The sequence below is a fragment of the Legionella taurinensis genome (genome assembly GCF_900452865.1).
In the GTDB taxonomy this organism is placed as follows: domain Bacteria; phylum Pseudomonadota; class Gammaproteobacteria; order Legionellales; family Legionellaceae; genus Legionella_C; species Legionella_C taurinensis.
This window is the reverse complement of the sequence record NZ_UGOZ01000001.1, coordinates 2,999,486-3,023,147: the sequence shown is the minus strand read 5'-3', so window position 1 is coordinate 3,023,147 and position 23,662 is coordinate 2,999,486. Positions and strand designations below refer to the sequence as shown.

The following is a 23,662-nucleotide window of genomic DNA, read 5'->3' as shown; positions in this document are numbered from 1 at the left end:
CCGGCAGTCTTTTTTTATTCCTGAACAGTCTTTGTCAGCGTTTTATGCCAGGTGTTGATCATCCTGCAAAAGAGCTCCGCTGTTTTTTCCGCATCATAAATGGCTGAATGAGCCTCCTCAGTATTGAAGGGAATGCCTGCGGACGCCGCGGCTTTAGCCAGCACGGTTTCTCCATAAAACAAACCCCCAAGCGTTGCCGTATCAAAGCAGGTAAAGGCATGGAAGGGGCTTTTTACGCCAGTACGCTTCACGGCTTCCTTAATAAAAAGCAAATCAAACCAGGCATTATGGCCGACCAGCACGGCGCGCTGGCATTTGCTTTTGTCCAGGGCGGCAAGGATGGGGGTAAACAGGCGTTGCAGGGCTTCCTTCTCATCGACCGCGAACCGCAGGGGTTGAAAGGGGTCAATTTGATTAAACGCCAGAGACTTGGCATCCAGTTCCGCACCGTCAAAAGGCAGAATGTGTTCAAAATGCGAGGCTGCCGGGTAATAATGCCCCTGCTCGTCCATGTCGAGAATAACAATGCACATTTCCAGCAAGGCGTTTTTGCAGGGATCCACGCCTGCAGTTTCGATGTCGACGACCACCGGGAGGAAACCGCGAAAACGGTGTTTAAGGCTCGACTTTAATAATGCACTAACCTTCATGAACACTCCAGGCTAATGTGTCGCCCGCGGCCATGGGGATGACGCTGTCCTTCCCGAGTGGCAGGCTGGGAGGTACGGTTAGCGGCTGCCGTTTAAGCAGCAATTCACTTTTATTGATGGGTAATCGATAGAATGACGCGCCGAAATGGCCCATGAAGTGATTTAATTTTTCAAGCTGGCCGAGTTCATCAAACACTTGGGCGTAAAGTGAAACGGCATAAGGCGCGGAATAGATGCCGGCACAACCGCAGGCAGTCTCTTTGGTCTGGCGGGCATGCGGGGCGCTGTCGGTGCCGGCAAAAAATTTAGCATTACCGCTGATGGCGGCTTGTTGTAAAGCCAGTTGATCACGCTCTCGTTTAAGAACCGGTAAACAGTAATAATGGGGTTTAATTCCGCCACTCAACAGTTGATTGCGATTATACATTAAATGATGCGGCGTAATGGTGGCGGCAACCCGCTCGCTGGCCTCACTAACAAAATCGACGGCGGCTTTGGTGGAAATATGTTCCAAAACGATGCGAAGCTTTGGGAAATCGCGGGTTAAGGGCAATAACCCTTCGGTAAGAAACGCGGCTTCGCGATCGAAAATATCCCCGTGAGTGATTTCGCCATGGATCTGCAACACCAGATCCTGCTGCTGCATGAGCTCCAGTAAAGGGTAGAGGGCGCGTAATGAATGAGCCCCTTCTTCTGAATTGGTGGTGGCGCCGGCGGGATAGAGCTTGGCGCCCAGAATGGCATCGCCTTCCTTAATGCCTAGCATCTCCTCGGGCTGTACCTGTTCATTGAGATAAAGCGTCATGTAAGGAGTAAAATCATAGGCTGAGTTCAGCGCCTTCATAAGACGTTCCCGATAAGCCAACACGGACTTAACCGACGTCAATGCCGGCTTTAAGTTAGGCATGGCCAGCGCACGCGCAAAATGCCTCGCGGTGGCGGCGACTGTCTCTTTAAGCGCGTCGCCGTCGCGAAAATGCACATGCCAATCGTCCGGACGGGTTATAACGAGTGTTTGCAAAATAAAGGTTCCACAAAGTTAGCCGATAATAGGGAGCATAACACGGAATAACAAAGCAGGATGAACAAAAAATGGCTTTAAAGCAGTTTTTTACATGTTCCGTTTTGCCTTTGATCGTGATTGGCAGCTTGTGGGGAGAGCAGGCAAAGGCAGTCGTGCCGGTTCAATTCAAAAGCCCCATGGGGTTTGAGAAATGGAAAATGACCGGCAACCGCCTGCGTTGCGGCCTGTCTTTGGTTATACCCAACTACGGCATTGCCTATTTTGAGCAATATGCGGCCAAACCGCCGCATTTCATCATGAGCAAATGGGAGCAGGTGCAAAGAGAGCTGCCGGCGGTGGTCTATGCGAAAGAGCCTGTATGGAAACCGCGCGCACTGCGCTTTCCGATTACTAAAACCGTACTGACCCCAGGCGAATTCGCACTTTTCCTGCCGCGGGACCCGGCTCTCAGTACCCTGACTTATCTGGCCAAGGGATATAACACGCGTATCCAATACCGTTCGGAACAAGGATTTCCAGTCACGGTGATTCTCTCCCCTATTCATTTTCAGAAAGTGTACGCCAAATACCAGCGCTGCCTCGGGAATCTCCTGCCGTTTAATTACGAGCATGTTAAAACCACCGTTTTACTGTTTGATACCAACGATTACAAACTGGAAGAAGCCCAACTGCGGCAACTCAAACGCATCGTGATCTATGTGAGTGCCGATCCGCAAGTCAAGAAAATCAACATTTACGGGTATTCGGATGATCGGGGCCGTAAATCCATTAATAATGCGATGTCGGAAGCCAGGGCTAAAGCGGTTGAGAAGTTTCTATTAAGTCAGGGCATTAACAAAGACATGATTTATACCACCTGGTTTGGCATACTGGATCCGGTCGCACCGAATACCACAGAGGCTGGCATGGCATTAAACCGTCGCGTGGTGGTCGAAATAGAGAAAAAAATATAGGCTGGTTACAGTTCATTCAGTGCATCGATACATTATATATAGTTCTTCACGCCGTGTTGATTTAAACGCTGGCGTTCAATACGTTGATCATGGTATTTAATTTATCTTGTTGTATCAATAAGATGCATGCTTGGCGATGTTCGCATAAAAACCAAAAAAAAAGCTTACTTTCAGGTGGCAAAACTAAAAAAATTCATGTAGCCTTAACCATTAAGCCTGCTTGTGAGAGTTCTGCATTATATTTTTCAGGCTGAATAAAATATGAGCGAATTCGAGGAAAATATTAAGATTGTTGATAAAACTTGCAATTTTAATGTTGACTTTACAAGAATTGGACTAGATAATTTGCCTATGTACGTTCTCGGATAGAGCGATGATTGCGTACTGTGGTCAACACCTTGTTGTGATTTGACAGCAAAACGGAAAGTTAATAATAAAAAGTGGAGATGAAGCAATGTTAAATTTGAAAAAAACAGCGGTAGCTGTTCTTGCTTTAGGAAGCAGTGCAGTGTTTGCTGGTACCATGGGTCCTGTTTGCACCCCTGGTAATGTTACCGTTCCTTGCGAAAGAACTGCTTGGGATTTCGGTGTACAAGCCTTATATTTGCAACCAGTTTATGACGGCGATTTCGGTTACCGTTTCGCTACAACTGATGCTGCTGGCAACACCTACTACCACGACTTAGATCTGGATTGGGGTTGGGGCTTCAAGTTAGAAGGTTCTTACCACTTCAGCACTGGTAACGACATCAACATCAACTGGTACCACTTCAGCAAAGACACTGATTTCAATTTCACTGATGATCTGTTTGCTTTCGGTGGCGTTGCCAGTGTTGAGCCAAAGTGGGATGCTGTAAACTTTGAATTCGGTCAACACGTTGACTTCGGTGAGTTCAAAAACATCCGTTTCCACGGTGGTGCTCAATACGCTCGTATCGACACTGATTTCTGGTCTCAAGTTAACGCTTTAGCTGTTCGTGATACAGCTGACCTGCGTTTCAACGGTTTCGGTCCTCGAATTGGTGCTGACATGTCCTACGATTGGGGTAACGGTTTCGCAGTTTATGCAAACGGCGCAACTGCTATTCTGGTTGGCGACAGCAAGTTTGACACAGCTCGTGTAGTTAACGGTGTTACAGTTGCTACTACTCACGGTTCCAGAACTGCTATCGTTCCTGAACTGGAAGCTAAACTGGGTGCTAAATACACTTACGCTATGGCTCAAGGCGATCTGACTCTGGATGCTGGTTACATGTGGGTTAACTACTTCAATGCTCAGCATATCGGAACTAGCCCATTGGTCCTGGGTACTAACGTTATCGAAACTGACTTCGCACTGCACGGTCCTTACGTCGGTCTGAAGTGGGTTGGCAACGTTTAATTAGCTACTCGGTAAGATTTAAGCCCATCACCTGTGATGGGCTTTTTTTTGGATTAAGGGAGTAAACATGTTTAAAAGAATAACCCTGGCAATTCTAGGAATGAGTATCAGTGGTTTTGCAGCAGCGGGTATGTATGGTGCTCCGCCGGCTCCGACTTGTACCCCGGGCGATGTCACAGTCCCCTGCGAAGCAAAAAAATGGGATCTCGGCATACAGGCATTGTACTTAAAGCCTATTTACGACGCTGACAAGGCTTACGGTCTCGCTGCCTCTTCCCTGAGTGAATACAAAGATGTTGATAATGAATGGGGATGGGGATACAAACTCGAAGGATCCTACCATTTCCGCACAGGCAATGACATCACTGTTGATTGGTTGCATTATGATGTGGATAGCAACAACGGCGCATTCACTGGCGTTTTCCCCTCGCCGCTGGGTGGTGTTGTAAATGCCAACTTTACCCACACATTCACCAACAAATTTGATCGTGTGAATGCTGTGATGGGTCAACACGTGGACATGGGCATGCGTAAGAACGCCCGTTTTTATGGCGGTTTCCAGTATGCTGACATTCGTGTCAACAGCAACTTGGCTTACAGCGTTGTATCTCCCACCATCCTCTTATTGACCTCTGGAGTGTTTGGTACGCAAAATACCGACTTCAATGGTGTGGGACCCGTCGTGGGGGTTGATTTTTCCTATGATCTGACGGAAAGCTTTAGCATTACAGCCAATACTTCCGGCTCTATTCTTTATGGAACTGGACGTTATAACGAAGCAACCTTCTTTGGTAATAATCTGGTTGCGTTCACTCGTTACGGTACGCAGAAATCAGTGGTTCCCAGCGTAGAAGCCAAATTAGGCGCTAACTATGCTTATGAAACAGCGAATGGAACACTGAATATTGAAGCAGGCTATCAGGTATTTAACTACTTCAATTCATTACAGCACATTAACCCATTGTGCGGATGCTTAAGAATTGATATGTCTGACTTTGGCATGTACGGTGTTTACGGCGGACTGAAATGGGTTGCCGCAGCTTAATGCCAATCCCGCTTTGAGAACCCATCTTCGGATGGGTTTTTTATTGCAAAAAATTACCTTTTAGACAAATAGAATGAACAATCGCTGGCCAGCCTGACTCCCGCCAGTTATAATCAACTCGCCGAAGCAAGTGGAAGATTGAATTATAATCAGGAGTATCGGTTGTGAAACACAAAGTATTATTTATGGCCCTGGCGGCATTGGCCAGCCCGGGTTTTGCGGTAGCGGATAAGGAATTGTTGCAAGAAATTCAACGTCTTCAAAAGCAGACGAAAGCACTTCAGGATCAGATTAACACACTGCAAAAGCAGGTGATCTCGCAATCCACACAACCGGCGGCCCCCCCCAAATCCAATAAAAAGCCATCCAGTAAAGCGCCTGCAACGGCTAATCCAACGAATCCGATCCCCCGAGAAGGCCCCTTGTCATTCCATAGCAGCTTGCTCAGTGTACATACCATTGACAGCCATCCAGAATCCATCGGCTTTTACCCAACCGCATTGGTTGCCGATGAGCAAGTATTGACCTACATTGCCGGTACGCCCGTTGTGACCTCGCCCTACCTTGGTGACAGGCCCGCCTTTGATGGCTCTGATTACATTGTTAATATTTCCAGTATTAACCGCGATATCCGTTTGATGCAGCAGCGTCGACGTCTGTACCGAGCCTATGAGCGCATTGGTTATCCTGTCCCTACCATGCCCATTATTGCCATCAGCGGTAAAACGGAACCCGTGGCCACGCTCTCGAGGCCTTTTGTTGGTAATTCACAGGGTGATATTACTTTAGGATCCAGTGAGTTGGATGTTGCGGCAGCCTTAAACGACATGGTGGAAGCCTTCATCGGGATTGCCTATGATGAATCACCGCCCGATCTCAGCAATCAACGCGTCGCCAATTCATCCTTTGATTTGAACCTGGGTTTTGTCAACATTGGTAATCTGGACAAATCGCCCTTCTATTTTACCGCAGGCCAGTTATTTGTTCCTTTTGGAAAGTATGCAAGCGCCATGGTGAGTTCGCCCATTACGATGATCATGGCGCGTACTAAAGCCAGACCGATTATCCTGGGGTATAAATCACAACAGGGTTCCGGACCTTATGCCCAGGCTTACGCCTTCCGTTCCGATACCACCCTCGGGCGTGATGGTGTAGGGGGTGTCAATGCCGGTTATACGCTGGAAAAGGGTGATGTCACCGGCGAGATCGGTGCAGGGTACCTTGGCACGATCGCTGACGCCGGCGGTATGCAGAACACGGGTTCCCCCGCAGGCACCACCTTTGGCGGCTTTGGCTCAATTACCAATGGTTCTGAGGCCGTTGGCAAAGTACCGGCCTTTAATATTCATGGTAATGTGAGTTTCGATCGTTATACCCTGGCTTTAGAATGGGTCGGCGCGACCAAAGCATTCAATCCCAATGCCTTAAGTTTTAACGGCCGAGGGGCAAAACCCCAGGCTGCTCAGATTGAAGGGGGCGTGACATTCAAAGCCTTTGATAAACCCGCCTCGTTGGCATTGGGTTATCAATGGTCTAAAGACACGCTGGCACTCAATTTACCGCGGGAACGAATCAGTACGGTTTTCAATATTTCCCTGTGGAAAGACACGGTAGAAAGCCTTGAATACCGCCATGACATTGACTACCGCAGTGGTGATTTTGCCAACGGTATCGCCCCTCCAGGTGTAATCAATGCCAACAGCGTCGGTACAGGTAAAACAGCCGATACCGTGGTTGCACAGATTGGTGTTTTCTTCTAATGATGAGGTCAGCCGTTAAGGCTGACCACGCTGTCACCTGGGTCACTCCCTGGCAAAGCAAGGTTAAATGCTATGCTTAAGGAATGGGAGACAAACAGGATGTTGTATGAACCCGCACAAACGACGTGCCTTTTTTGTGAAATGGGCTATTTGTTTAACACTGTTGCTTATTCCGGCCATCACCTACGCTGCGAAAATTATTGTTCTCGACGTAGAAGGCGCTATTGGCCCTGCCATGGCCGATTACATTCATCGCGGCATCACTCAAGCCGACAAAGCATCATTGATTATCCTGCGTATCAATACCCCTGGCGGATTGGATAAATCCTTACGCCTGATTGTTCAGACTATTCTGTCGTCTAAAACACCGGTGGTTGCATACGTCGCTCCCAATGGCGCCAGGGCGGCCAGCGCCGGTACGTATATTCTTTATGCGAGTACCCTGGCGGCGATGGCACCTGGTACGCATTTGGGCGCGGCAAGCCCTGTGCAGATCGGTGAGGAAAACAAGGGCTCAGACGATAAAAAAAATAACTCAATGATGGGCAAGAAATTAACCAATGATGCACAAGCTTATATCCGCACCCTGGCACAGTTGCGCGGACGCGACCCCAAATTTGCCGAAAAAGCCGTTACCGATGCCGCCACCATGACCGCACAGGAAGCATTAAAGGCTGGTGTAATCAATTTCATTGCCGACAGTGAGAACGATTTGCTACAGCAATTGCAGGGGCAAGTGGTGATGCAAAATGGCATGAAAATTCAAATTGATACTGAAAAAAACAGCATTGAACGCATTCATCCTGATTGGCGTACGCAATTGCTTTTGATTATCACCGACCCCACGATTGCCTACCTCCTGTTGCTTTTAGGCATTTACGGCATTTTTTTCGAGTTAATGAACCCGGGTTTTGTATTGCCTGGTGTCATTGGTGCGATTGCGATGTTAGTTGCACTGTATGGTTTGCAATTGTTGCCTGTCAGTTACGCCGGTTTGGGCTTAATTCTGCTCGGTATCGTTTTTATTATTGCCGAAGCGTTTTCCCCAAGTTTTGGCGCGTTGGGGATTGGCGGCAGCGCCGCCTTTATTTTTGGGTCTATCCTGTTAATTGATACTGACCATCAAAGCTATCAGGTCGCCTGGTCTGCTATTTGGGCCATGGCGGCAGTCAATATCCTGGTGCTGTTTACTCTGCTTGGGATGGCCATCAAGTCACGGCGCCATGAAGTTCAGCACGGCACGGCCATTCTCGTGGGCGCAGAGGGGAGAGCCATGGAGGACATTGATTTACAGGGTCAGGCTGTTATTCGCGGGGAAATATGGAATGTGCATGCGTCGCAACCCATAAGCAAGAATAAGAAAATAAAGGTCATTGCCGCGAAAGGCCTGCTTTTGGAAGTGAAGGAAATGAAACCTGCAAAAAAAACACGGCTGGAAAATAGCAACGCCGTGAAGAAGCAGGATAGTTAGGAGGATATTATGGCACCCTTTCTGATGTTCGCATTAATCATACTGGCCTTGCTGTTGCTCTCAACCTTCAAGGTGCTTCGTGAATACGAGCGCGGCGTTGTTTTTATGTTAGGGCGATTCTGGCAAGTGAAAGGCCCCGGCTTAATTATTGTGATCCCGGGTGTTCAACAAATGGTCCGTGTCGATTTACGGACGGTGGTGATGGATATTCCCAGCCAGGATGTTATTTCTCGTGATAACGTGTCAGTCAGAGTCAATGCGGTTCTTTATTTTCGTGTTGTTGAACCGAAAAATGCGATTATTCAGGTGGAGAATTATTTTGAGGCCACCAGTCAATTGGCGCAAACGACCCTGCGTTCCGTTTTAGGGCAGCATGAACTCGATGAAATGCTGGCCGAACGTGAACAATTAAACAGCGACATTCAGCGCATTCTCGATGCGCAAACGGATAACTGGGGCATCAAAGTGGCCAACGTGGAAATTAAACACGTGGATTTGGATGAAAGCATGATACGCGCGATTGCGAAACAAGCTGAGGCTGAGCGCGATCGCCGCGCCAAAGTCATTCATGCGGAAGGGGAACTGCAGGCTTCAGAAAAATTATTGCAGGCCGCCAAAGTGCTGGCTGAACAACCGCAAGCCATGCAACTGCGGTATCTCCAGACTTTAGCGACCATTGCCGGAACGAATAATTCCACCATTATTTTTCCTATGCCTGTGGAATTGGGGGATTTGTTGCGGAAATTGAGCCCTTAAACGAACTGACGGCGAGTGAGCTTGTGACCTCTGGTTTTGACGGGGAAGACCCTTTAAAAAAATGACCATAGGCTTTGGTTAGGCACTGCCTCAAAGCAGAAGCGGAATCCTTGGGTGTTGAGGCTTGATGGCTGGTAATGGCCTCGATGGCCGCCTGATTATCATAAACGGCGGCCAGTTCCACAATGGGCTTACCTTCAGGAGACAGGGTATTGGCTCCGCGTTCAAGCAAGGCTAAAAAAAGCGCACGGTTAGCGGTTGTGCATTCGGAGGTGCAGGCCAGCATCAAGGGGGTGTATCCCTCTTTGTTGATGTAATTCACGTCCACTCTCGGGTCACGCAGCAATTCACACACGGCTTCCGTATGTCCTTCCCGACAGGCGAGACCCAGCATGCTGTTGTGGTCGGAGTCACAGGGAGTATTGAGATCAAGACCCGCTTTTCGACGAAGCATTTTGAGAATGGCCGCATGATTGTAAGCGGCGGCATAAAAAAGCGTACGCTTAAGCTGGGTTTTATTAAGAAAGGCATGCTGATTATCCAGCGTCAACAGCTCCCTCACGGTAGGCACATCATTGCTTTGCGTCGCAATAGGCAACAAACCATAACCGCGCGAATTGGTGATGGCCATGTTTTTTTTAGTGACCGGGAACATTAAATCCAGCTTTTTTAAACGGTGCAGCAAGCTGGCATTGGGGCTGGCGATAAAGCAGGTGGATAGGATGAAATGGTTGCCCTTTTCAAAAAGCGTTTCATACAACCGTTCTGCGAGTAGTGCCGTTGACAGGATTTGCTGCGGGTAGTCTTTTGATTGCTTGTACAGGTTATTGATATCCATGAACAGCCATCCTTTGGAATGAACCCGAAAGCCAACACTATGCTCTTCGCTGCCCGCAAGAATGGCGACATGATCCCCCAGTCTGAGCAGCAGACGCATTTGCTGCAGGAATTCCTGCAGCCTGGCTTTTGAAGCACAGGGCACGGTTTTTTGATACAGGCATTGGACGGTTTGATGTTCCGGCGTTTTTTGATGGCGGATCATTTTAAGGATTGGATTAATGGCGCTTTGTGCCAGCGGTTTATTATAGACCTCGTGATAAACATCCGGATCCTGGGCGAGGCAGATAAGGCCTAAAAGCGATTGCAACTCGCCCAGGTGTATTTCCTTTTTATTCAACGGCAGGTGATTTTTTACCTTTTCGCTGATGGATTTTGATTGATCAAGCAGAACAGCCTTATGCGTCCTTAAGGTGTTCAGCAGATTAAAAAAATAGTTTTCCGATTTACCTGCGGCAGCCAAAGCCCAATTTAAAGTAAAGCCGTGACAGACACCATCAATTTCGACAGGGGTGTACTCAAAAAAATGCAACAGCTGAAGCAGGTCGTTGTGGCTCAGCGTGGTCGCGTTCGTCAGGGAATGGTTCTGGCTTTTGATTAAGTAACCCGGGAAGATCAGAGGGGTTAGCAGGTAAGCCAAAGCGCACAGTAACAGGAAAATGATGAGATAGATCATGCGATAAACCCCTTGCCTCTTTTTTACAATAAAACATAAAGAAAATGGGATTGCAACGCGCGTTGTGACGGGAGTGGACGGCGATGCCTGTGTGGGGTTCTGGCCAAAAAGGCCTGGCGCTTCCGAACCTGTGGCTGATGCAAATGGCATGGCCGAGGCTTTCGACAAAACATTTAAGCAGGATTACGCGGATTTGATGATCCTAAGATGCTCAATCACGTATGAATAAACTTCCCCCCATGGTTTTGCGATTACAACAACGTTGACCCTCAGAGGGGATTGATCATGGCTCTATTTTAACGGGGGAATGCCATGAACAAGCGAAATCCGGTGGTAATATGAGCCACAACATTTAATTCGCAACGGATGTATCATGTCAAACAAGAAAAAATGTACAGGGATTACCATTGAAACCCTTGTTTTAGTTGCTGTTTGGGAAACCCCTTTTATTTTTCAAGGATGCTTTAAAATCACGGAATTAGAGGGTAGCGACAGTGTTTTGTTTTTCTTTAGATGTCAGGGGAATCATGCGCAACAGCCAGATATTCTTCACACTGATTTTTCATCTGAACACTATGAGTTTAGTCACTTCTATCATGAAGAAGGTCTGATTCACTTAGGTCACCTGGATAAAACGCAGGAAGATGCCCTGTATTTATTAAAATATGCTCTCCATGTCACCCTGGGAGAGATGATATCCAGTAGAAAAAGGCATTTTACATCAATAGATGATATTGCCATGCAGGCACTGATTGATAAAGTAAGGGTAATTTTGAAGAAAGAGTTCACTTTACCTGCAGAGGATCACATTGGGTTTGCTGTTGCCATGGATTTCCGTCCAGAGGTAGACAGGGCGTTATTGGCTGCATTGACCTTACTGGGTAAATTAAAAAAGACAGGCTCTAAAGCCAGACACACTCATTAGAAATGAGGATGAATCCTTACTCATTCAATCCTGTTGCATCAGGGCGCACGTTTCGAAGCACGAGGTTAAAACGATGATTCTGAAGGTATCGCTGGCGTGCACCCCTGCTGGTTTATTGATTGATAATTGCGCTATACCTTCCCCTGCGGCATGCTTTGTGGTAGAAAATCGGTTTTAAAATTTATACAGGGTTGCCATGTCAATTAAATCAGATCGCTGGATAGAGAAAATGGCCATGGAAGAAGGCATGATTTCTCCCTATGAGCGCCGGCAGGTAAGGGAAACGGGAAATGGTCGTATCATTTCCTATGGTGTTTCCAGTTATGGTTACGATGTGCGCTGTGCGGATGAATTTAAAATTTTTACCAACATCAACTCCGCCATAGTTGATCCTAAAAATTTTGATGCCAACAGCTTCGTCGATGTTCAATCCGATGTCTGCATTATTCCGCCGAATTCGTTTGCACTGGCTCGCACGGTGGAGTATTTTCGAATTCCTCGCAATGTCCTGACCATTTGCCTTGGGAAATCCACCTATGCACGCTGCGGCATTATCGTGAACGTGACCCCGCTTGAACCGGAATGGGAGGGGCATGTGACGCTTGAATTTTCAAACACCACACCCTTGCCCGCTAAAATTTATGCTAACGAGGGGGTTGCGCAAATGTTGTTTTTGGAGTCCGACGAGGTCTGTGCCGTGTCCTATCGCGACAGGGGCGGTAAATACCAGGGGCAAACCGGCGTTACCTTACCCCGAACCTGAACGCGCGCATTACTCGTCTTCTTTCGCAAGCGGTATTTTGCCTCGTGAAGCATCTACCCGTTCACGAAGCTCTTTCCCGGGTTTGAAGTGGGGGCTGTATTTGGCTTCAGTGACCACTTTTTCCCCGGTTTTGGGGTTGTGGGCATTGCGGGGTGGACGGTAATGCAGTGAGAAGCTGCCAAATCCTCTAATCTCAATGCGCTTTCCATCAATCAGGGCCTGGCTCATTAAGTCGAGAATTCGGTTAATGCCGTCAGTCACTTGCTTCTCAGGAAGGCGTGTCATTTCAGCAGCAAGGGTTGCAATGAGTTCCGATTTAATCATACCCACCTCGGTTAGCCGCGTTCTAAGGTCTACCATTACCAGAGCACTGCCGGTAATGCCTATTTTATGGTTTTATATTCAGTATAGACCCGAGAATAAATTATTCAATGTTATCAATTAACTGTAACAAGATTTAGCCAAATAATGCAAATGCAGCGGCCTGACCGGCGTTTACTTCGTGTGCAAACGGTGCTGTAAATAGGCTGTCACTCGTCCCCAGCTCATTTGCAGGACGGTGGTTTTTAGTACGTAGAACGCCGCGGAATCCAGGGGTTTGCTGGTACTGATCACCTGCGTTCCCGGTTTCAATTGTTCCAGATGACCGCTAATTCTGCGCCAATAATCGCCAAAAAAGGCAGTGGAATTAATAAAAATCAAGTCAGCATCACGCAAATCAGCCTCTAGAAAATCGGCCTGTCTGAATTCTATGCGCTTGGCTTTAAGCGCATACTCAGGCCATGCCTGCAACCGAATGCGCAGCTCATCAGCGGCTTGATGAAGTGGCGCGAACAGTTCAATCCCGCAACTGCGCCCCGGGGAGTAGACCATGGCACAGGCAACGATCGCTTTGCCACAACCGCTGCCTAAATCATAAAATACGGTGTGCGGGGTGATGTGACAAAGCGACAACAAGGCGATGAAGGGTTCAAACTCAATTTCACCATAAACGTATTCCATCGCATCCTGATGGGTCCGGCTTAAACGGGATAACGCAAAGCCATCCACATTCTGGTAAAGCGCCGTAAAGCGTTTGGCATGATGGTGAAGCGCAAGCGTCTGACGCCATCGCCGCAGGCGCCGGCGTTGTTTGAAGGCAGGCCAGCCCAGGGCGAGCAGGGACGTGATGGCGGCAAAGACTAAGCCAGTCAAGACTTGTTCCTTTTCCCACCGGCAACGATGTTGTCTTTTTCCTGCTGCGACAGCATGGGCCAGGCTCTCATCAGTAATTTACCCGCTTCGCGTTCGTTGCGTGCCTGCTGGTGCATTTCCCAAGGCATTTCATTGTTGACATACAACCCTACGCCGAACGCCGTCAGCAGCGTTGTTAAACAGGCGAATGCGGCGGCGCGCCATTGAAAGGTTCTGAGCAGGCGTGTGCTTTGGGCGATGGCCTGACTGGCTGCTTTTTCCACGTATTCACAACTTTCATTCGCTACCCGTTTGAAATGCTGCACATCATAGTCAGCCAGCAACGTGCCTATTTTTTGAATGGCTGTCAACGCATAATCATCGAGCTGCGCTAAACTTTTCTCGACGGTTTTAGTGAACTCCCGATGCTGAGACTGCATATCGGCGAGCATTTGCTGACTGGTTTTCTGCAGGGAATGGAGATGGCTTTCACCCTGTTTCAGCGTTTGTTCGGTCTGCTGGCGAAGGCGTTGCAGCCCTGCCTGGGTTAATACCTCATGGAAATTTTCAAGTTCCTTGCGCAGGCTTTGTAACTGTTCCTGTGTCTGTTGCTGCTGCAATTGCGTCTGCAATTCGATGTCCTGGCGCCATTCCATCATTTTAATTTCAGCCAGTTCAAAATAGGCAATGAATTCACTGGCATGCCGCAGCAATTCCTTTATTCTCAGCAAATCTTCTTCCCGCACACGGTCCATACCATCTCCTTGCTGGGTACAGTGTCTCCCGGGTCGTGTATTGTTTGAATGGAGACCCTGCTTTAAAGTAGAGGACTTCGCCTTCTAATGACGCAATAATGAAACAGTTTCTTTGGGCGCTTGCCTTTGTGTTCACTCTGCTTATGTTGCTTCTGTATTTTTTACAGCGGCATCTTATGTATTTTCCAGCAAAACAAATGCCAAGTCGACAGCATTTCCATGCACAAACGATGCAGGATGTTAAATTAAGCACACCGGATGGCCTTCAGTTAAACTCGTGGTACAAAAAAGCGGCGACGGGAAAACCAACCATTCTCTATTTACATGGTAATGCTGGGCATATTGGTTTTCGCATGCCGCTGGTGACAGGGTTTTTAGATGCCGGATACGGGGTTTTGCTGCTGGAATACCGCGGCTATGGCGGTAATCCTGGAAGCCCGGGGGAGGCTGGCCTGTACCGCGATGGCGAGGCGGCGATGACTTTTTTACTCAACGAAGGCGTGACCAGCGATAAGGTGGTTCTTTATGGCGAATCCTTAGGCAGCGGTGTCGCGACCAAATTGGCTGAACAATACCGCGTTTGCGCCGTGATTCTGCAATCCCCCTACACCTCCATGACAGCGGTGGCTCGATTTCATTATCCCTGGATTCTGCTGCCGCCCTGGGATAAGTTCGATTCCTTATCCCGGATTGACCGCATTGGTGCGCCACTGCTTATTCTGCATGGGCGTTTAGACCGGATTGTGCCCTTTGAACAGGCTCAGGTTTTGTATAAAAAAGCCAAAGAACCTAAAAAATTGATTGAATTTGCAGATAAAGATCATAATAATTTGTGGGATAAGGATTTTTTTGCGCAGCTTATGCAATTTATTCGCTCCCATTGCCCGGGGAGTGATTAAAATTGGCTTTGTTGGGTAATTGAACAAACAGTATTCCTAAATCTAGTTTGATTAGAATGGAAGAATAACCCGACACAGAGGTGTGCGATGAGTACATCAAGTTTTTTTAGAGACCCGGCCAGGGTCAAGCCCAACCAGGGTGTGGCGCCGACTTATTCAAAAGTAGTCAAACGTCAGGAACCTGCGTTCGTCGATGTCGGCGGTCACGGCGATTGCGGTTTTAGAGCGATTGCAGCGGCCTTGGTTGATAAGCTGTTGACTAAAAACAATTTTCCCATGAATGCCCGTTCCCGAGGCATCGAAGACCTGTTTAAGCGTTTATTAGCACGTCATTTTAAATTATTCCCCATGAAGCATGGCTCTGGATTAAAAACAGTGACTGAGCGTGTCCGCGATTTAGTCGATTCACCGGCAAGAATGGTGGATTCACCTGTCAAAATGGCTGAATTCATTGATAAATTGGCGTATACCCTGCGCCAGATTGCAGTCGATGAAATGGTGACTTATCCCGAAAACTATCGAGGTGCTTTCGTTGATAACACGGAAGGCACGTCACCGGCTGAAATGCGCCAGCAATCCACCTGGATTGATGAAACGGCCCTTGCCGCCTTGGCCAATGCCCTGCACATTCCGATTACCGTGAAAATGGTCGAGCCCAACAAAGAAATACCCGCAATGAAGTACCATGGTCAAGCGGAATCTCAAGGGGTGGGCGAGGTTGTGATCCAGTTGCAGGGACAACACTACATTCCTCGCGTATCCCAACCCGAACGCTTTCAACTGGTTGCCAATCAACCCGTTCCACCCATTGAACCGAACCCTGAACAAAGCAAGCCCGATCCGGAAATGCCGGCCATCCTGGCGCGCATTGAGGCGGAAGACAAGCGGTTGCTGGCGGAGTTTGATTATTATAAAAGCCTGCTGGCCAATATGGTTCAGTATGGCAATTTGAACAAAGACCAACTGATTGCCATGTATGTCAAAGGATTAGGCAGCAGTGATTACCTGCGAGGGCGCATTCGTCAGGTAGGACTTGAGTACGGTAATGAGCATTTCTTTGCTGAAATCACGTCCAGAGCTCAGAACAAACCCGCCATCATTGCCTTGAACAGGGAATCCAATGAGTCGCAAGTGGTTAACGAACTTATCCATGCCATTGCCCGCGCGGTCAGCATTGGCCAGCTTGACTCCAAACTGGTACTTGACATGATTGAAAACGACAATCAGGAAAATACCCGCAGTTCCATTTCGGCCATTAAATGAAGGCAACTCCCCTGATCAGGGGAGACCATCGTCTTACAGAAAACCCTGCTCTTTCATCCACTCATCGTTAGCGAATTTGGACATGTAGTTGCGGATGGAATCGGGCAGGATAACCAGGCATTTCTGATGCTTCCCGAGTGTTTTTGCCGCTTTAAGGGCCCCCCACATGGCGGCGCCACAGGAGCCGCCGACTAACAAGCCTTCCTCGCGAATCAAGCGCCTTGCCATGGCGAATGAATCGGCATCTGTCGTTTTAATGTATTGGTCTATCAAGTCATTGTTTAACACGTCGGGAAAGAAATCATAGCCAATCCCCTCGACGAGATAAGGTTTAATTTCCGTACCGCCGCCAAGGATTGAGCCTACGGGATCAACGCCGACAATCTGGATGGCCGGGTTGTATTCTTTCAGTCGGCGGGCAATGCCGGTGATGGTGCCTCCTGTCCCCACGCTGGCAACCACCATGTGCAAGTCCTTTCCGAAATCATCAATAATTTCCTGCGCGGTCCCGTAGTAATGGGCATTGGGATTGTCGGGGTTTGCGTATTGATCGAGGATATGGGAGTTGGGAATTTGCCGCTGTAGATCCTTAGCCAGGGAAATATGGCTGTCCGGATCGCTGGACGCTGCTTCAGTCGGTGTTCTGTAGATGGTGGCGCCCAGGCGTTCCAGTACCGACTGTTTTTCCTGGCTCATTTTGTTTGGCATGGTAATAATGACATGATAGCCCAACACGGCACCGGCCAAGGCAATGCCTATCCCCGTATTCCCGGACGTGGGCTCTATCAGGGTATCGCCGGGTTTAATGCGTCCGGCTTCTTCTGCTTTTTTAACCATCTCATAGCCGATACGATCCTTCACTGAGCCGCCGGGATTAAAAAATTCACATTTGGCATAGAGTTCGCAGTCCAATTCCTGGCTGATTCGGTTAATGCGGACGACAGGGGTCTGACCTATGGTTTCAAGAATAGTCTGGTAAATCATGAATGAATCCTTTTAATGATTGGGTTGCGCTTTGCACGCATAAGACATATTTATCCCAATTTTGCCGTATTAACAAGTTGACGTTTTACAACGTCGGGAGCACCCGCTAGAATCTATACGACTGTATCTCCAATTATTTCAAGGATGACGATATGCAAAAACTGAAATTGCGCACGGTCTATATGACTTCATTGTTACTGGCTTCACCGTTGGTAATGACAGGGTGTGACACCATGCAAAGCTTAATGGGCGGCTCCAGCGGCAGGGATGACACCACGTACCATAGCAGCTCCTCGGCCAGCGTCACGACCTATGATCGTGCGAATGCGCCAAGCAGCGGATCCAGCACAGCCGGTCATTCGTCTTCCTCCTCCGCAGCGGCTTCCAACGCGCCCAACCCCTCTGGTCAATCCATAACGACCAAACCGGCGGTGCCGATGTCAGCACCCACTGTAGGTCAGTAATTGACACTAACGCCTGGCGCTAAGGACTGAACATGGCTACTGTTGCGGATGTTTTTGTGGAATCGTTGGAAAAGGCAGGAATCAAACGCATTTACGGTATTGTTGGTGATTCTTTAAACGGCATTACCAATGCCCTGCAAAAACGCAAGATCATCCGCTGGGTGCATACCCGCCATGAGGAGGTGGCAGCCTTTGCTGCCGGCGCCGAGGCCCAGTTGACCGGCGAGCTCACGGTCTGTGCCGGAAGCTGCGGGCCGGGTAATGTGCATCTGATTAACGGGCTTTATGATTGCCAGCGCAGCAATGCCCCGGTTTTAGCGATTGCCGCGCATATCCCAACCCCGGAAATCGGCGGGGATTATTTTCAGGAAACCCATCCTAATATTTTATTTAAAGAATGCAGCTGTTTTTGTGAAGTCATTTCGTCGGTCGAACAGGTGCCGCGTTTGCTGAAAATTGCCATGCAGACCGCCCTGGCCAAACGGGGTGTGGCCGTGTTGGTGATCTCTGGCGATTTGGCCTTGCAGGAAATGCGGGCAGAGGCGATGCCGGCGTGGATGCCTATGCCGCAACCCGCGGTGATTCCGCAGCCGGATTTATTGGATGAATTGGCAAAGCGGTTAAACAGCGCAAAAAAAATCACCATTTTTGCCGGCATCGGCGCGGCTAACGCCCATCGATCGCTGATGGCCTTGTGTGAAAAATTGCGTGCGCCGGTGGTTCATACCCTGCGCGGAAAACCTTATGTCGAATACGACAACCCGTATGACGTCGGCATGACAGGGCTGATCGGCTTCTCTTCCGGTTATTATGCGATGGAGGCTTGCGACACCCTGCTGCTGCTTGGAACGTCCTTCCCTTACCGGCAATTTTATCCGGGTAAAGCAGACATCATTCAAATTGATTTGCACGGCGAACAATTGGGCAAACGCACCGATCTCGCACTTGGGGTGATTGGCGATAGCGATGCCACTCTCAAAGCCCTGCTGCCTTTGATTGAGACAAAAACCGACAGCAGTCATCTGGAACAGGCGGTTAGCCATTATAAAAAGGCACGCCGTGATTTGGATGCGCTTGCTAATTATAACCCCGGCAAAAAGGTTATCCACCCGCAGTTTTTAACCCGTCTTATCAATGAAGAAGCGCACGTCGACACGATTTTTACCTGCGATGTCGGTACGCCGACGGTCTGGGCAGCCCGTTATCTCAGCATGAATGGCCAGCGGCGTTTACTGGGCTCCTTTAATCACGGCTCTATGGCTAATGCACTGGCTCAGGCCATCGGAGCGCAAACTGCCTTTCCCGAGCGTCAGGTGGTCGCTTTATGCGGTGATGGCGGATTCAGCATGCTAATGGGGGATGTTCTGACCCTGGTGCAGCAGAATCTGCCCGTCAAAATTGTTATTTTTAATAACAGCACCTTAGGCTTTGTGGAGATGGAAATGCACGTGGGCGGCATGATGGAATATGCCACCGAGTTGGAAAACCCCAATTTTGCCCTCATGGCCGAAGCGATAGGGATTAAGGGGTTTCGGGTGGAGGAGCCTGAGCAATTACAACAGGCTTTGCAGGTGGCTTTCAGCCATCCCGGACCTGCATTGGTGGACGTGCGGGTTAACCGCAATGAACTGGTCATGCCGCCGACCATCACCACAGCGCAGGTCAAAGGGTTTAGCCTCTACATGATGAAAGCCATTATCAACGGCCAGGGAACTGAAATTCTTGATTTGGTGAAGAACAGTTTATGGCGTTAGAATGCGGCTTTTCACCCCAGTGAGTGCACGATGAATGAATTAAAGCAACAGGCTGCCAAAGCGGCTCTCGCCTTTATTGATGACAACATGATTGTCGGCGTAGGCACAGGCTCGACGGTCAATTATTTTATTGAGGAATTGGCGGCTATTAAGCATCGCATTGACGCCTGTGTCGCCAGTTCAGTGGCCACAGAAACCCGTTTGCGGGCCGCAGGAATTCCGGTGATTGATTTAAATGCCGCGGGTGAATTGCCCATTTACATTGATGGGGCGGATGAGATCAATGCACAGAACGAAATGGTAAAGGGCGGCGGCGGGGCCTTAACCCGCGAAAAAATCATTGCCACCGTGGCTTCTGAATTTATCTGCATCGTGGATGAATCAAAAATCGTCAATCGTTTGGGCGCTTTCCCGGTGGCGGTCGAGGTACTTCCTTTAGCCCGCAGTTACGTGGCACGCGAACTGGTTAAGCTCGGTGGCGACCCGGAATACCGTGAAGGATTTAAAACCGACAACGGCAATATTATTCTTGATGTTTATCATTTAGATATAACCACCCCCATCCGTCTCGAAGAGTCTATCAAGCTCATTCCCGGGGTAGTCGAGTGCGGTCTTTTTGCTAAACGCCGGGCCAACAAAGTCATTGCCGCTCACTCGGATGGCCTGACGATCAGGTAAGTTTTTCTTAACACAGGAACAGACTGCCACGCAGTCTGTTTTTTTAAAAAATCCGTTAAAAATCAATAATCTATTTTAAAAGCGACTAAAAATATTTATGAAATTGCAATAATTCTTAAGTTTTTCTTAAGGTTTGCTCGGTATACTGCAGGCATTGATTCAAGGAGTTTTCATGCGTGTATTAATTGTCGAGGACAATGCATTTAATGCCTTTTGCTTAACACGTCTGTTGCAATCCGTGCAACCTGCAGTGCAAGTGACAGTGGTCAATGACAGTCTCAACGCGTTAAATGTGATCGAATCAGACGAGGTGTCTTTAGTGATTGTCGATGGCGATTTGGGTGCCAGCGATGGATTATTGTGTAATGGACCTGCCCTGGCGGATGCGCTCTGGGAATTGAAGCCCTCATTGCCTGTCATTGCCTGGACTGATTCGGAAATGATGCGAAGCGCCTTCGCTGAAACGTTTAAACAACAACAGAAATGTTTTAACGATATTTATTGCTGGCCTAAAATCGTCAGTCAGGAACGCATTTCCTTAGCCTTGAATTACCTCGGCAAACAAACCGGCGCCACGCCCGCCGCCAACCTTACCGCCGTTACAGACACACTGCACGCTTAATTACAGCAGGGGATGAAGTCTGATTTCCCGGTCAAAATCCACCAGCAGCAGGTGATTGGGGGGCACGTCCTGCCATTCCGCTTTAAATTTAGTTAATTTTTCGGACGCCACCAGCACGCAATGATGATCGTCGGTTGAATGACCATGATTGTGTTTATGCGGCGTAAAACAGTGTCCGGAAAAATAATGCATGGATTCGGGTTTTAGTTTCTTGTCAGAACAATAACGGCTTGCCAGTAAGCGCTGCCCATCGGTAAGGCAAATATTAAAATAAGACGCTTCTTCCGCACCGAAATCATTGACCAGCCGATTGATTTCGGTCACCGTCGCCTGAAAAATTTCAGCGACAGTGGATAATTGCGATAAATCTTTTCCCTTGGCCAATTGCAGAAACAAAGCAAAAAAATGCTCCGAATCGGTTTCCCCCTGAATCCAATTATAAATGTCATCCTCCAGCATGTGGCGCAAGTGACGTTTAACGGTGATGAAATTGTCAATGCCGCCGTTGTGCATCAACATCCAGTTACCATGAATAAACGGGTGGCAATTGTAGTTGGTCACACCTCCCGCACTGGCCGCGCGTACATGCGCAAAAAAACAGGTGGATTGAATTTTAGCAGTCAAATGCAGTAGGTTTCTGTCATTCCAGGCCGGTGAAATGGAGGTAAACAAGGCCGGCGCAGGGCTGAGGTGATGGGCATACCAGCCTAAACCGAACCCATCGCCATTGGTTGGAATGGTGGATTCGCGAGCGTGAAGGCTTTGCATAATGATGGAGTTGGTGGGCTTCACCAGCACGTCCTCCAGTAACACATCATCCCCGAGATAAGCAACAAGTCGACACATGATTCCTCCTTGGTTTTATTAACTATAGCAATAAAACCTGAGGAGGCGCGCTGTATTATTGGGGTTTAAACGCCGTCACGGTTGGAAAAAGGCGTGCTTTGTCATAAATAAAGCGGATGGATGAAAACCCGGCCTGCGAGAGCAGGGCCTCTGTTTCCTGCGACGAGCGGAAGCAGCGGAATTTGCTGTCGATAAGCGTTGTGAATAACAGTTTCTGTAAGCGCAGGTGCTCTAAGTTTATCTGCGACAGATCCCATTCTCCGGGGTGAGTTTCCGTGGGGGGCGGAGTGACAAAGCTGGTGACTAATTTACCGCCTGGCTTTAATGCGGTATAAAAGCGTTGATAGAGCTGCAAAAGCCGTTCGGTGCCCGGTTCGTAAATGCTTAAGCCATTGCTTGAAATCAAATCGTATTCATCCTCGGCCGTGATTTTCCAGGCATCTGCCTGTTTTAAAACCAGCCATGGGTTTAAGCCTTTTTCGACGGCTAATTGCTTTGCATCCCTCAGGGTGTCGGCATCGTAATCAATACCCACCAGTCGGCAATCAGAAACCCCCTGAAAATCAAGATAAAGCAATTCCCCCATCATGCCGCAGGGAATACAAGCCAATGTGGCCCCAGGGCGCACCCCGGTCTGGTTTTCTTTAAGGAAAAACGTGAAGCGCTCCTGGGTGGCCAACATTAAGGGGGAGTCATCAAGAATAAATTTTTCCAGTGGCGAAAACGCGTGGCCCCGGTTATTCTTTCCGGTTAGCCGGCCATGAAAGGGGTGCGTTAACATGTAATGTGTCCAAAACCCATTAATGCCCTGGTTCTGTAAAAGAAAACGCCCAAAGTCAAAAGACTGCAATTCCTGCAGCAGTTCCAACTGCTCTGCAACGGAAAAGCCATCCTGCCTGCCCTGTTGTTTAATTTTCTCAGCGACACGCGCTGCTACTGCGGACAGGGCTTCCGTTTCCTGTTGATGAGAAATTAATACGTCAGTCATTCTTGTCTTGAAAAAAGGGATAGACGCTTAAAGTAATGGAAAAGGAGGGTTATGGCAAATTTTCAGGTTGGGCCATGTGAAACCCAACCTGAACGTATTCAAGGCTGTCAGGAGAGTTGCAGGGTTTTGGCGGTATTGCCGGGTTTTTCCTGTTCGGGTTGTTGTTTACAAAAAAGAGACAATGACAGCAGGGCAACGGCTGCCTCCTGGTCGGGCATGACCTGTTCAGTCTGGCTTTTTTTCTTTTTAGGAATAGAAACAGGCGTTTTAAAGACGCTTGCCTGCGTGGAGGGCTCCGTAATTTCCTCATTCTTCCTTTTGGATGGTGCTTTTAACAGGTCGTTAATGGAATTCAAGATCTGATTCACTTCGTCCTCGAACTCGGCGGTAATGTTTAAGGATTTCCGGTAGAACGGATTTTTATACCCCTTTTTGAGCTTTTGATTAAACCCACTTATTTCTTGTTGAATTTTTTGCAGGCGGGCCTGAATGCCTGAATCAGGTTGGTTATCGGATTGCATCTGTTTCTTAAGGGCATCGAATTCCCCTGCTGCTTTCAAGTAAGCTATTTTTAATCCACTGAAGTCGGCTTCCAATTCAATAAGGCTCAACGCGGTTGTCATTCGGACCGGTTGAATCTGCTTAACGAGATTGCTAGTTAGCTCATAACAGTCGAGGGCATGCTCCAATAATTGGTGATGCTTGTTCAAGTCGGCTTTATTTTCAAGCGCTAAAGCCACATAACTTTTTGCTGCCCACAGGAGGGCATCAAGACAGGCAGGTAAGTCCGTCAATGCAACGCTGCTGAGCAAATGGTCTAATTTTGAAAGATCGGGTATGGTCTTTTCAAATGCCTCAATGCCGGCTTTTAAATGAGTAATATGACTTTTGTCTTTTTGATAAGCAATGTAATTGCTGCGCAAAGTGTCGGCCAGTTTAAGCAGTTCTTGTTTTTTTGCCATGGTCTCTCCGTTAGGCTTCATCAAGGAGAGCCG

The 23,662-nt window shown here is 48.4% G+C and carries 24 protein-coding genes; 14 read left to right on the top strand and 10 right to left on the bottom strand.

The window, feature by feature from the left end; all coding sequences use genetic code 11:
• Window positions 1-14: 14 nt before the first annotated feature.
• Together rnt and pyrC are read right to left on the bottom strand one after the other, a co-directional pair.
• Window positions 15-650, bottom strand: coding sequence for a ribonuclease T (rnt, locus tag DYE45_RS13900; RefSeq protein WP_108290888.1), 636 nt, complete (start codon window positions 648-650; stop codon window positions 15-17).
• Window positions 640-1,671, bottom strand: a complete 1,032-nt coding sequence (gene pyrC, locus DYE45_RS13895) for a dihydroorotase (RefSeq protein ID WP_115301010.1) — start codon at window positions 1,669-1,671, stop codon at window positions 640-642. Before pyrC ends, rnt begins: the two co-directional genes overlap by 11 nt.
• Window positions 1,672-1,742: 71 nt before the next feature.
• Between pyrC and DYE45_RS13890 the strand changes: the two genes are divergently transcribed.
• The 6 genes from DYE45_RS13890 to DYE45_RS13865 all read left to right on the top strand — a co-directional run bounded on the left by DYE45_RS13890 (window position 1,743) and on the right by DYE45_RS13865 (window position 9,040).
• The gene (locus DYE45_RS13890; RefSeq protein WP_108290884.1) at window positions 1,743-2,627 is read left to right on the top strand and encodes an OmpA family protein; all 885 of its coding nucleotides are present in this window, start codon (window positions 1,743-1,745) and stop codon (window positions 2,625-2,627) included.
• A 454-nt stretch (window positions 2,628-3,081) separates the two neighbouring features.
• Window positions 3,082-4,008, top strand: a complete 927-nt coding sequence (locus tag DYE45_RS13885; protein WP_108290882.1) for an Lpg1974 family pore-forming outer membrane protein — start codon at window positions 3,082-3,084, stop codon at window positions 4,006-4,008.
• A gap of 67 nt (window positions 4,009-4,075) precedes the next feature.
• Window positions 4,076-5,053 carry an Lpg1974 family pore-forming outer membrane protein gene (locus DYE45_RS13880; RefSeq protein ID WP_108290880.1) on the top strand — a complete coding sequence of 326 codons (978 nt, stop codon included), beginning with the start codon at window positions 4,076-4,078 and terminating at the stop codon, window positions 5,051-5,053.
• Between the two features lie 164 nt (window positions 5,054-5,217).
• Window positions 5,218-6,813, top strand: coding sequence for an LbtU family siderophore porin (locus tag DYE45_RS13875; protein ID WP_115301009.1), 1,596 nt, complete (start codon window positions 5,218-5,220; stop codon window positions 6,811-6,813).
• Between the two features lie 106 nt (window positions 6,814-6,919).
• Window positions 6,920-8,284 carry an NfeD family protein gene (locus DYE45_RS13870; RefSeq protein ID WP_165481703.1) on the top strand — a complete coding sequence of 455 codons (1,365 nt, stop codon included), beginning with the start codon at window positions 6,920-6,922 and terminating at the stop codon, window positions 8,282-8,284.
• Between the two features lie 9 nt (window positions 8,285-8,293).
• Window positions 8,294-9,040 (top strand): slipin family protein, encoded by a 747-nt coding sequence (locus tag DYE45_RS13865; protein WP_108290874.1) that lies wholly within the window; start codon window positions 8,294-8,296, stop codon window positions 9,038-9,040.
• Here the strand turns inward: DYE45_RS13865 and ankG are convergent.
• Entirely contained in the window at window positions 8,994-10,553 is a 1,560-nt protein-coding gene (gene ankG, locus DYE45_RS13860) for a Dot/Icm T4SS effector AnkG/AnkZ/LegA7 (RefSeq protein ID WP_160160739.1), read from the bottom strand. The two genes, DYE45_RS13865 and ankG, sit on opposite strands and share 47 nt — an antisense overlap.
• Window positions 10,554-10,926: 373 nt before the next feature.
• Here ankG and DYE45_RS13855 point away from each other — a divergent pair, with 373 nt between their 5' ends.
• Together DYE45_RS13855 and dcd are read left to right on the top strand one after the other, a co-directional pair.
• Window positions 10,927-11,478: a hypothetical protein gene (locus DYE45_RS13855; protein ID WP_115301007.1), complete on the top strand. Its 552-nt coding sequence runs from the start codon at window positions 10,927-10,929 to the stop codon at window positions 11,476-11,478.
• Between the two features lie 196 nt (window positions 11,479-11,674).
• The gene (gene dcd, locus DYE45_RS13850; RefSeq protein ID WP_058532536.1) at window positions 11,675-12,241 is read left to right on the top strand and encodes a dCTP deaminase; all 567 of its coding nucleotides are present in this window, start codon (window positions 11,675-11,677) and stop codon (window positions 12,239-12,241) included.
• Between the two features lie 9 nt (window positions 12,242-12,250).
• Here the strand turns inward: dcd and DYE45_RS13845 are convergent, their stop codons facing one another.
• From DYE45_RS13845 to DYE45_RS13835, 3 genes are all read right to left on the bottom strand, one after another.
• On the bottom strand, window positions 12,251-12,565 hold the full coding sequence (locus DYE45_RS13845; RefSeq protein ID WP_058527790.1) for an integration host factor subunit beta: 315 nt from the start codon (window positions 12,563-12,565) through the stop codon (window positions 12,251-12,253).
• A 171-nt stretch (window positions 12,566-12,736) separates the two neighbouring features.
• Window positions 12,737-13,435: a class I SAM-dependent methyltransferase gene (locus DYE45_RS13840; RefSeq protein WP_242602713.1), complete on the bottom strand. Its 699-nt coding sequence runs from the start codon at window positions 13,433-13,435 to the stop codon at window positions 12,737-12,739.
• Window positions 13,432-14,169: a hypothetical protein gene (locus DYE45_RS13835; protein WP_108290868.1), complete on the bottom strand. Its 738-nt coding sequence runs from the start codon at window positions 14,167-14,169 to the stop codon at window positions 13,432-13,434. Before DYE45_RS13835 ends, DYE45_RS13840 begins: the two co-directional genes overlap by 4 nt.
• A 98-nt stretch (window positions 14,170-14,267) precedes the next feature.
• On the opposite strand from DYE45_RS13835, the gene DYE45_RS13830 reads away from it, so the two are divergent.
• Window positions 14,268-15,068: an alpha/beta hydrolase gene (locus DYE45_RS13830; RefSeq protein ID WP_108290866.1), complete on the top strand. Its 801-nt coding sequence runs from the start codon at window positions 14,268-14,270 to the stop codon at window positions 15,066-15,068.
• Window positions 15,069-15,155: 87 nt separating this feature from the next.
• Window positions 15,156-16,331, top strand: a complete 1,176-nt coding sequence (locus DYE45_RS13825) for a hypothetical protein (RefSeq protein ID WP_108290864.1) — start codon at window positions 15,156-15,158, stop codon at window positions 16,329-16,331.
• Between the two features lie 33 nt (window positions 16,332-16,364).
• Here the strand turns inward: DYE45_RS13825 and DYE45_RS13820 are convergent, their stop codons facing one another.
• The gene (locus DYE45_RS13820; RefSeq protein WP_108290862.1) at window positions 16,365-17,315 is read right to left on the bottom strand and encodes a pyridoxal-phosphate dependent enzyme; all 951 of its coding nucleotides are present in this window, start codon (window positions 17,313-17,315) and stop codon (window positions 16,365-16,367) included.
• A gap of 152 nt (window positions 17,316-17,467) precedes the next feature.
• Between DYE45_RS13820 and DYE45_RS13815 the strand changes: the two genes are divergently transcribed.
• The 4 genes from DYE45_RS13815 (at window position 17,468) to DYE45_RS13800 (ending at window position 20,833) form a co-directional block, all read left to right on the top strand.
• Window positions 17,468-17,779 carry a hypothetical protein gene (locus DYE45_RS13815; protein ID WP_108290860.1) on the top strand — a complete coding sequence of 104 codons (312 nt, stop codon included), beginning with the start codon at window positions 17,468-17,470 and terminating at the stop codon, window positions 17,777-17,779.
• Window positions 17,780-17,811: 32 nt separating this feature from the next.
• Window positions 17,812-19,533, top strand: a complete 1,722-nt coding sequence (poxB, locus tag DYE45_RS13810; protein WP_108290858.1) for a ubiquinone-dependent pyruvate dehydrogenase — start codon at window positions 17,812-17,814, stop codon at window positions 19,531-19,533.
• Between the two features lie 30 nt (window positions 19,534-19,563).
• Window positions 19,564-20,211 (top strand): ribose-5-phosphate isomerase RpiA, encoded by a 648-nt coding sequence (rpiA, locus tag DYE45_RS13805; RefSeq protein WP_108291364.1) that lies wholly within the window; start codon window positions 19,564-19,566, stop codon window positions 20,209-20,211.
• Window positions 20,212-20,383: 172 nt separating this feature from the next.
• A complete protein-coding gene (locus DYE45_RS13800; protein WP_108290856.1) occupies window positions 20,384-20,833 on the top strand; it encodes a response regulator in 450 nt (149 codons plus the stop codon).
• Here DYE45_RS13800 and DYE45_RS13795 read toward each other — a convergent pair whose 3' ends face one another.
• From DYE45_RS13795 to DYE45_RS13785, 3 genes are all read right to left on the bottom strand, one after another.
• Window positions 20,834-21,679 carry a class II glutamine amidotransferase gene (locus tag DYE45_RS13795; protein WP_108290854.1) on the bottom strand — a complete coding sequence of 282 codons (846 nt, stop codon included), beginning with the start codon at window positions 21,677-21,679 and terminating at the stop codon, window positions 20,834-20,836.
• 55 nt (window positions 21,680-21,734) lie between these two features.
• Window positions 21,735-22,667 (bottom strand): SAM-dependent methyltransferase, encoded by a 933-nt coding sequence (locus DYE45_RS13790; RefSeq protein WP_108290852.1) that lies wholly within the window; start codon window positions 22,665-22,667, stop codon window positions 21,735-21,737.
• 107 nt (window positions 22,668-22,774) lie between these two features.
• On the bottom strand, window positions 22,775-23,629 hold the full coding sequence (locus DYE45_RS13785) for a hypothetical protein (RefSeq protein WP_108290850.1): 855 nt from the start codon (window positions 23,627-23,629) through the stop codon (window positions 22,775-22,777).
• Window positions 23,630-23,662: the final 33 nt, after the last annotated feature.

What these genes read in the sequence shown, in the direction of transcription:
- rnt (WP_108290888.1), bottom strand. Translation starts at nt 650, where the DNA reads ATGAAGGTTAGTGCATTATTAAAGTCGAGCCTTAAACACCGTTTTCGC.
- DYE45_RS13890 (WP_108290884.1), top strand. Translation starts at nt 1,743, where the DNA reads ATGGCTTTAAAGCAGTTTTTTACATGTTCCGTTTTGCCTTTGATCGTG.
- DYE45_RS13885 (WP_108290882.1), top strand. Translation starts at nt 3,082, where the DNA reads ATGTTAAATTTGAAAAAAACAGCGGTAGCTGTTCTTGCTTTAGGAAGC.
- DYE45_RS13880 (WP_108290880.1), top strand. Translation starts at nt 4,076, where the DNA reads ATGTTTAAAAGAATAACCCTGGCAATTCTAGGAATGAGTATCAGTGGT.
- DYE45_RS13870 (WP_165481703.1), top strand. Translation starts at nt 6,920, where the DNA reads ATGAACCCGCACAAACGACGTGCCTTTTTTGTGAAATGGGCTATTTGT.
- DYE45_RS13865 (WP_108290874.1), top strand. Translation starts at nt 8,294, where the DNA reads ATGGCACCCTTTCTGATGTTCGCATTAATCATACTGGCCTTGCTGTTG.
- ankG (WP_160160739.1), bottom strand. Translation starts at nt 10,553, where the DNA reads ATGATCTATCTCATCATTTTCCTGTTACTGTGCGCTTTGGCTTACCTG.
- DYE45_RS13855 (WP_115301007.1), top strand. Translation starts at nt 10,927, where the DNA reads ATGTCAAACAAGAAAAAATGTACAGGGATTACCATTGAAACCCTTGTT.
- dcd (WP_058532536.1), top strand. Translation starts at nt 11,675, where the DNA reads ATGTCAATTAAATCAGATCGCTGGATAGAGAAAATGGCCATGGAAGAA.
- DYE45_RS13845 (WP_058527790.1), bottom strand. Translation starts at nt 12,565, where the DNA reads ATGATTAAATCGGAACTCATTGCAACCCTTGCTGCTGAAATGACACGC.
- DYE45_RS13835 (WP_108290868.1), bottom strand. Translation starts at nt 14,169, where the DNA reads ATGGACCGTGTGCGGGAAGAAGATTTGCTGAGAATAAAGGAATTGCTG.
- DYE45_RS13830 (WP_108290866.1), top strand. Translation starts at nt 14,268, where the DNA reads ATGAAACAGTTTCTTTGGGCGCTTGCCTTTGTGTTCACTCTGCTTATG.
- DYE45_RS13825 (WP_108290864.1), top strand. Translation starts at nt 15,156, where the DNA reads ATGAGTACATCAAGTTTTTTTAGAGACCCGGCCAGGGTCAAGCCCAAC.
- DYE45_RS13820 (WP_108290862.1), bottom strand. Translation starts at nt 17,315, where the DNA reads ATGATTTACCAGACTATTCTTGAAACCATAGGTCAGACCCCTGTCGTC.
- DYE45_RS13815 (WP_108290860.1), top strand. Translation starts at nt 17,468, where the DNA reads ATGCAAAAACTGAAATTGCGCACGGTCTATATGACTTCATTGTTACTG.
- poxB (WP_108290858.1), top strand. Translation starts at nt 17,812, where the DNA reads ATGGCTACTGTTGCGGATGTTTTTGTGGAATCGTTGGAAAAGGCAGGA.
- rpiA (WP_108291364.1), top strand. Translation starts at nt 19,564, where the DNA reads ATGAATGAATTAAAGCAACAGGCTGCCAAAGCGGCTCTCGCCTTTATT.
- DYE45_RS13800 (WP_108290856.1), top strand. Translation starts at nt 20,384, where the DNA reads ATGCGTGTATTAATTGTCGAGGACAATGCATTTAATGCCTTTTGCTTA.
- DYE45_RS13795 (WP_108290854.1), bottom strand. Translation starts at nt 21,679, where the DNA reads ATGTGTCGACTTGTTGCTTATCTCGGGGATGATGTGTTACTGGAGGAC.
- DYE45_RS13790 (WP_108290852.1), bottom strand. Translation starts at nt 22,667, where the DNA reads ATGACTGACGTATTAATTTCTCATCAACAGGAAACGGAAGCCCTGTCC.
- DYE45_RS13785 (WP_108290850.1), bottom strand. Translation starts at nt 23,629, where the DNA reads ATGGCAAAAAAACAAGAACTGCTTAAACTGGCCGACACTTTGCGCAGC.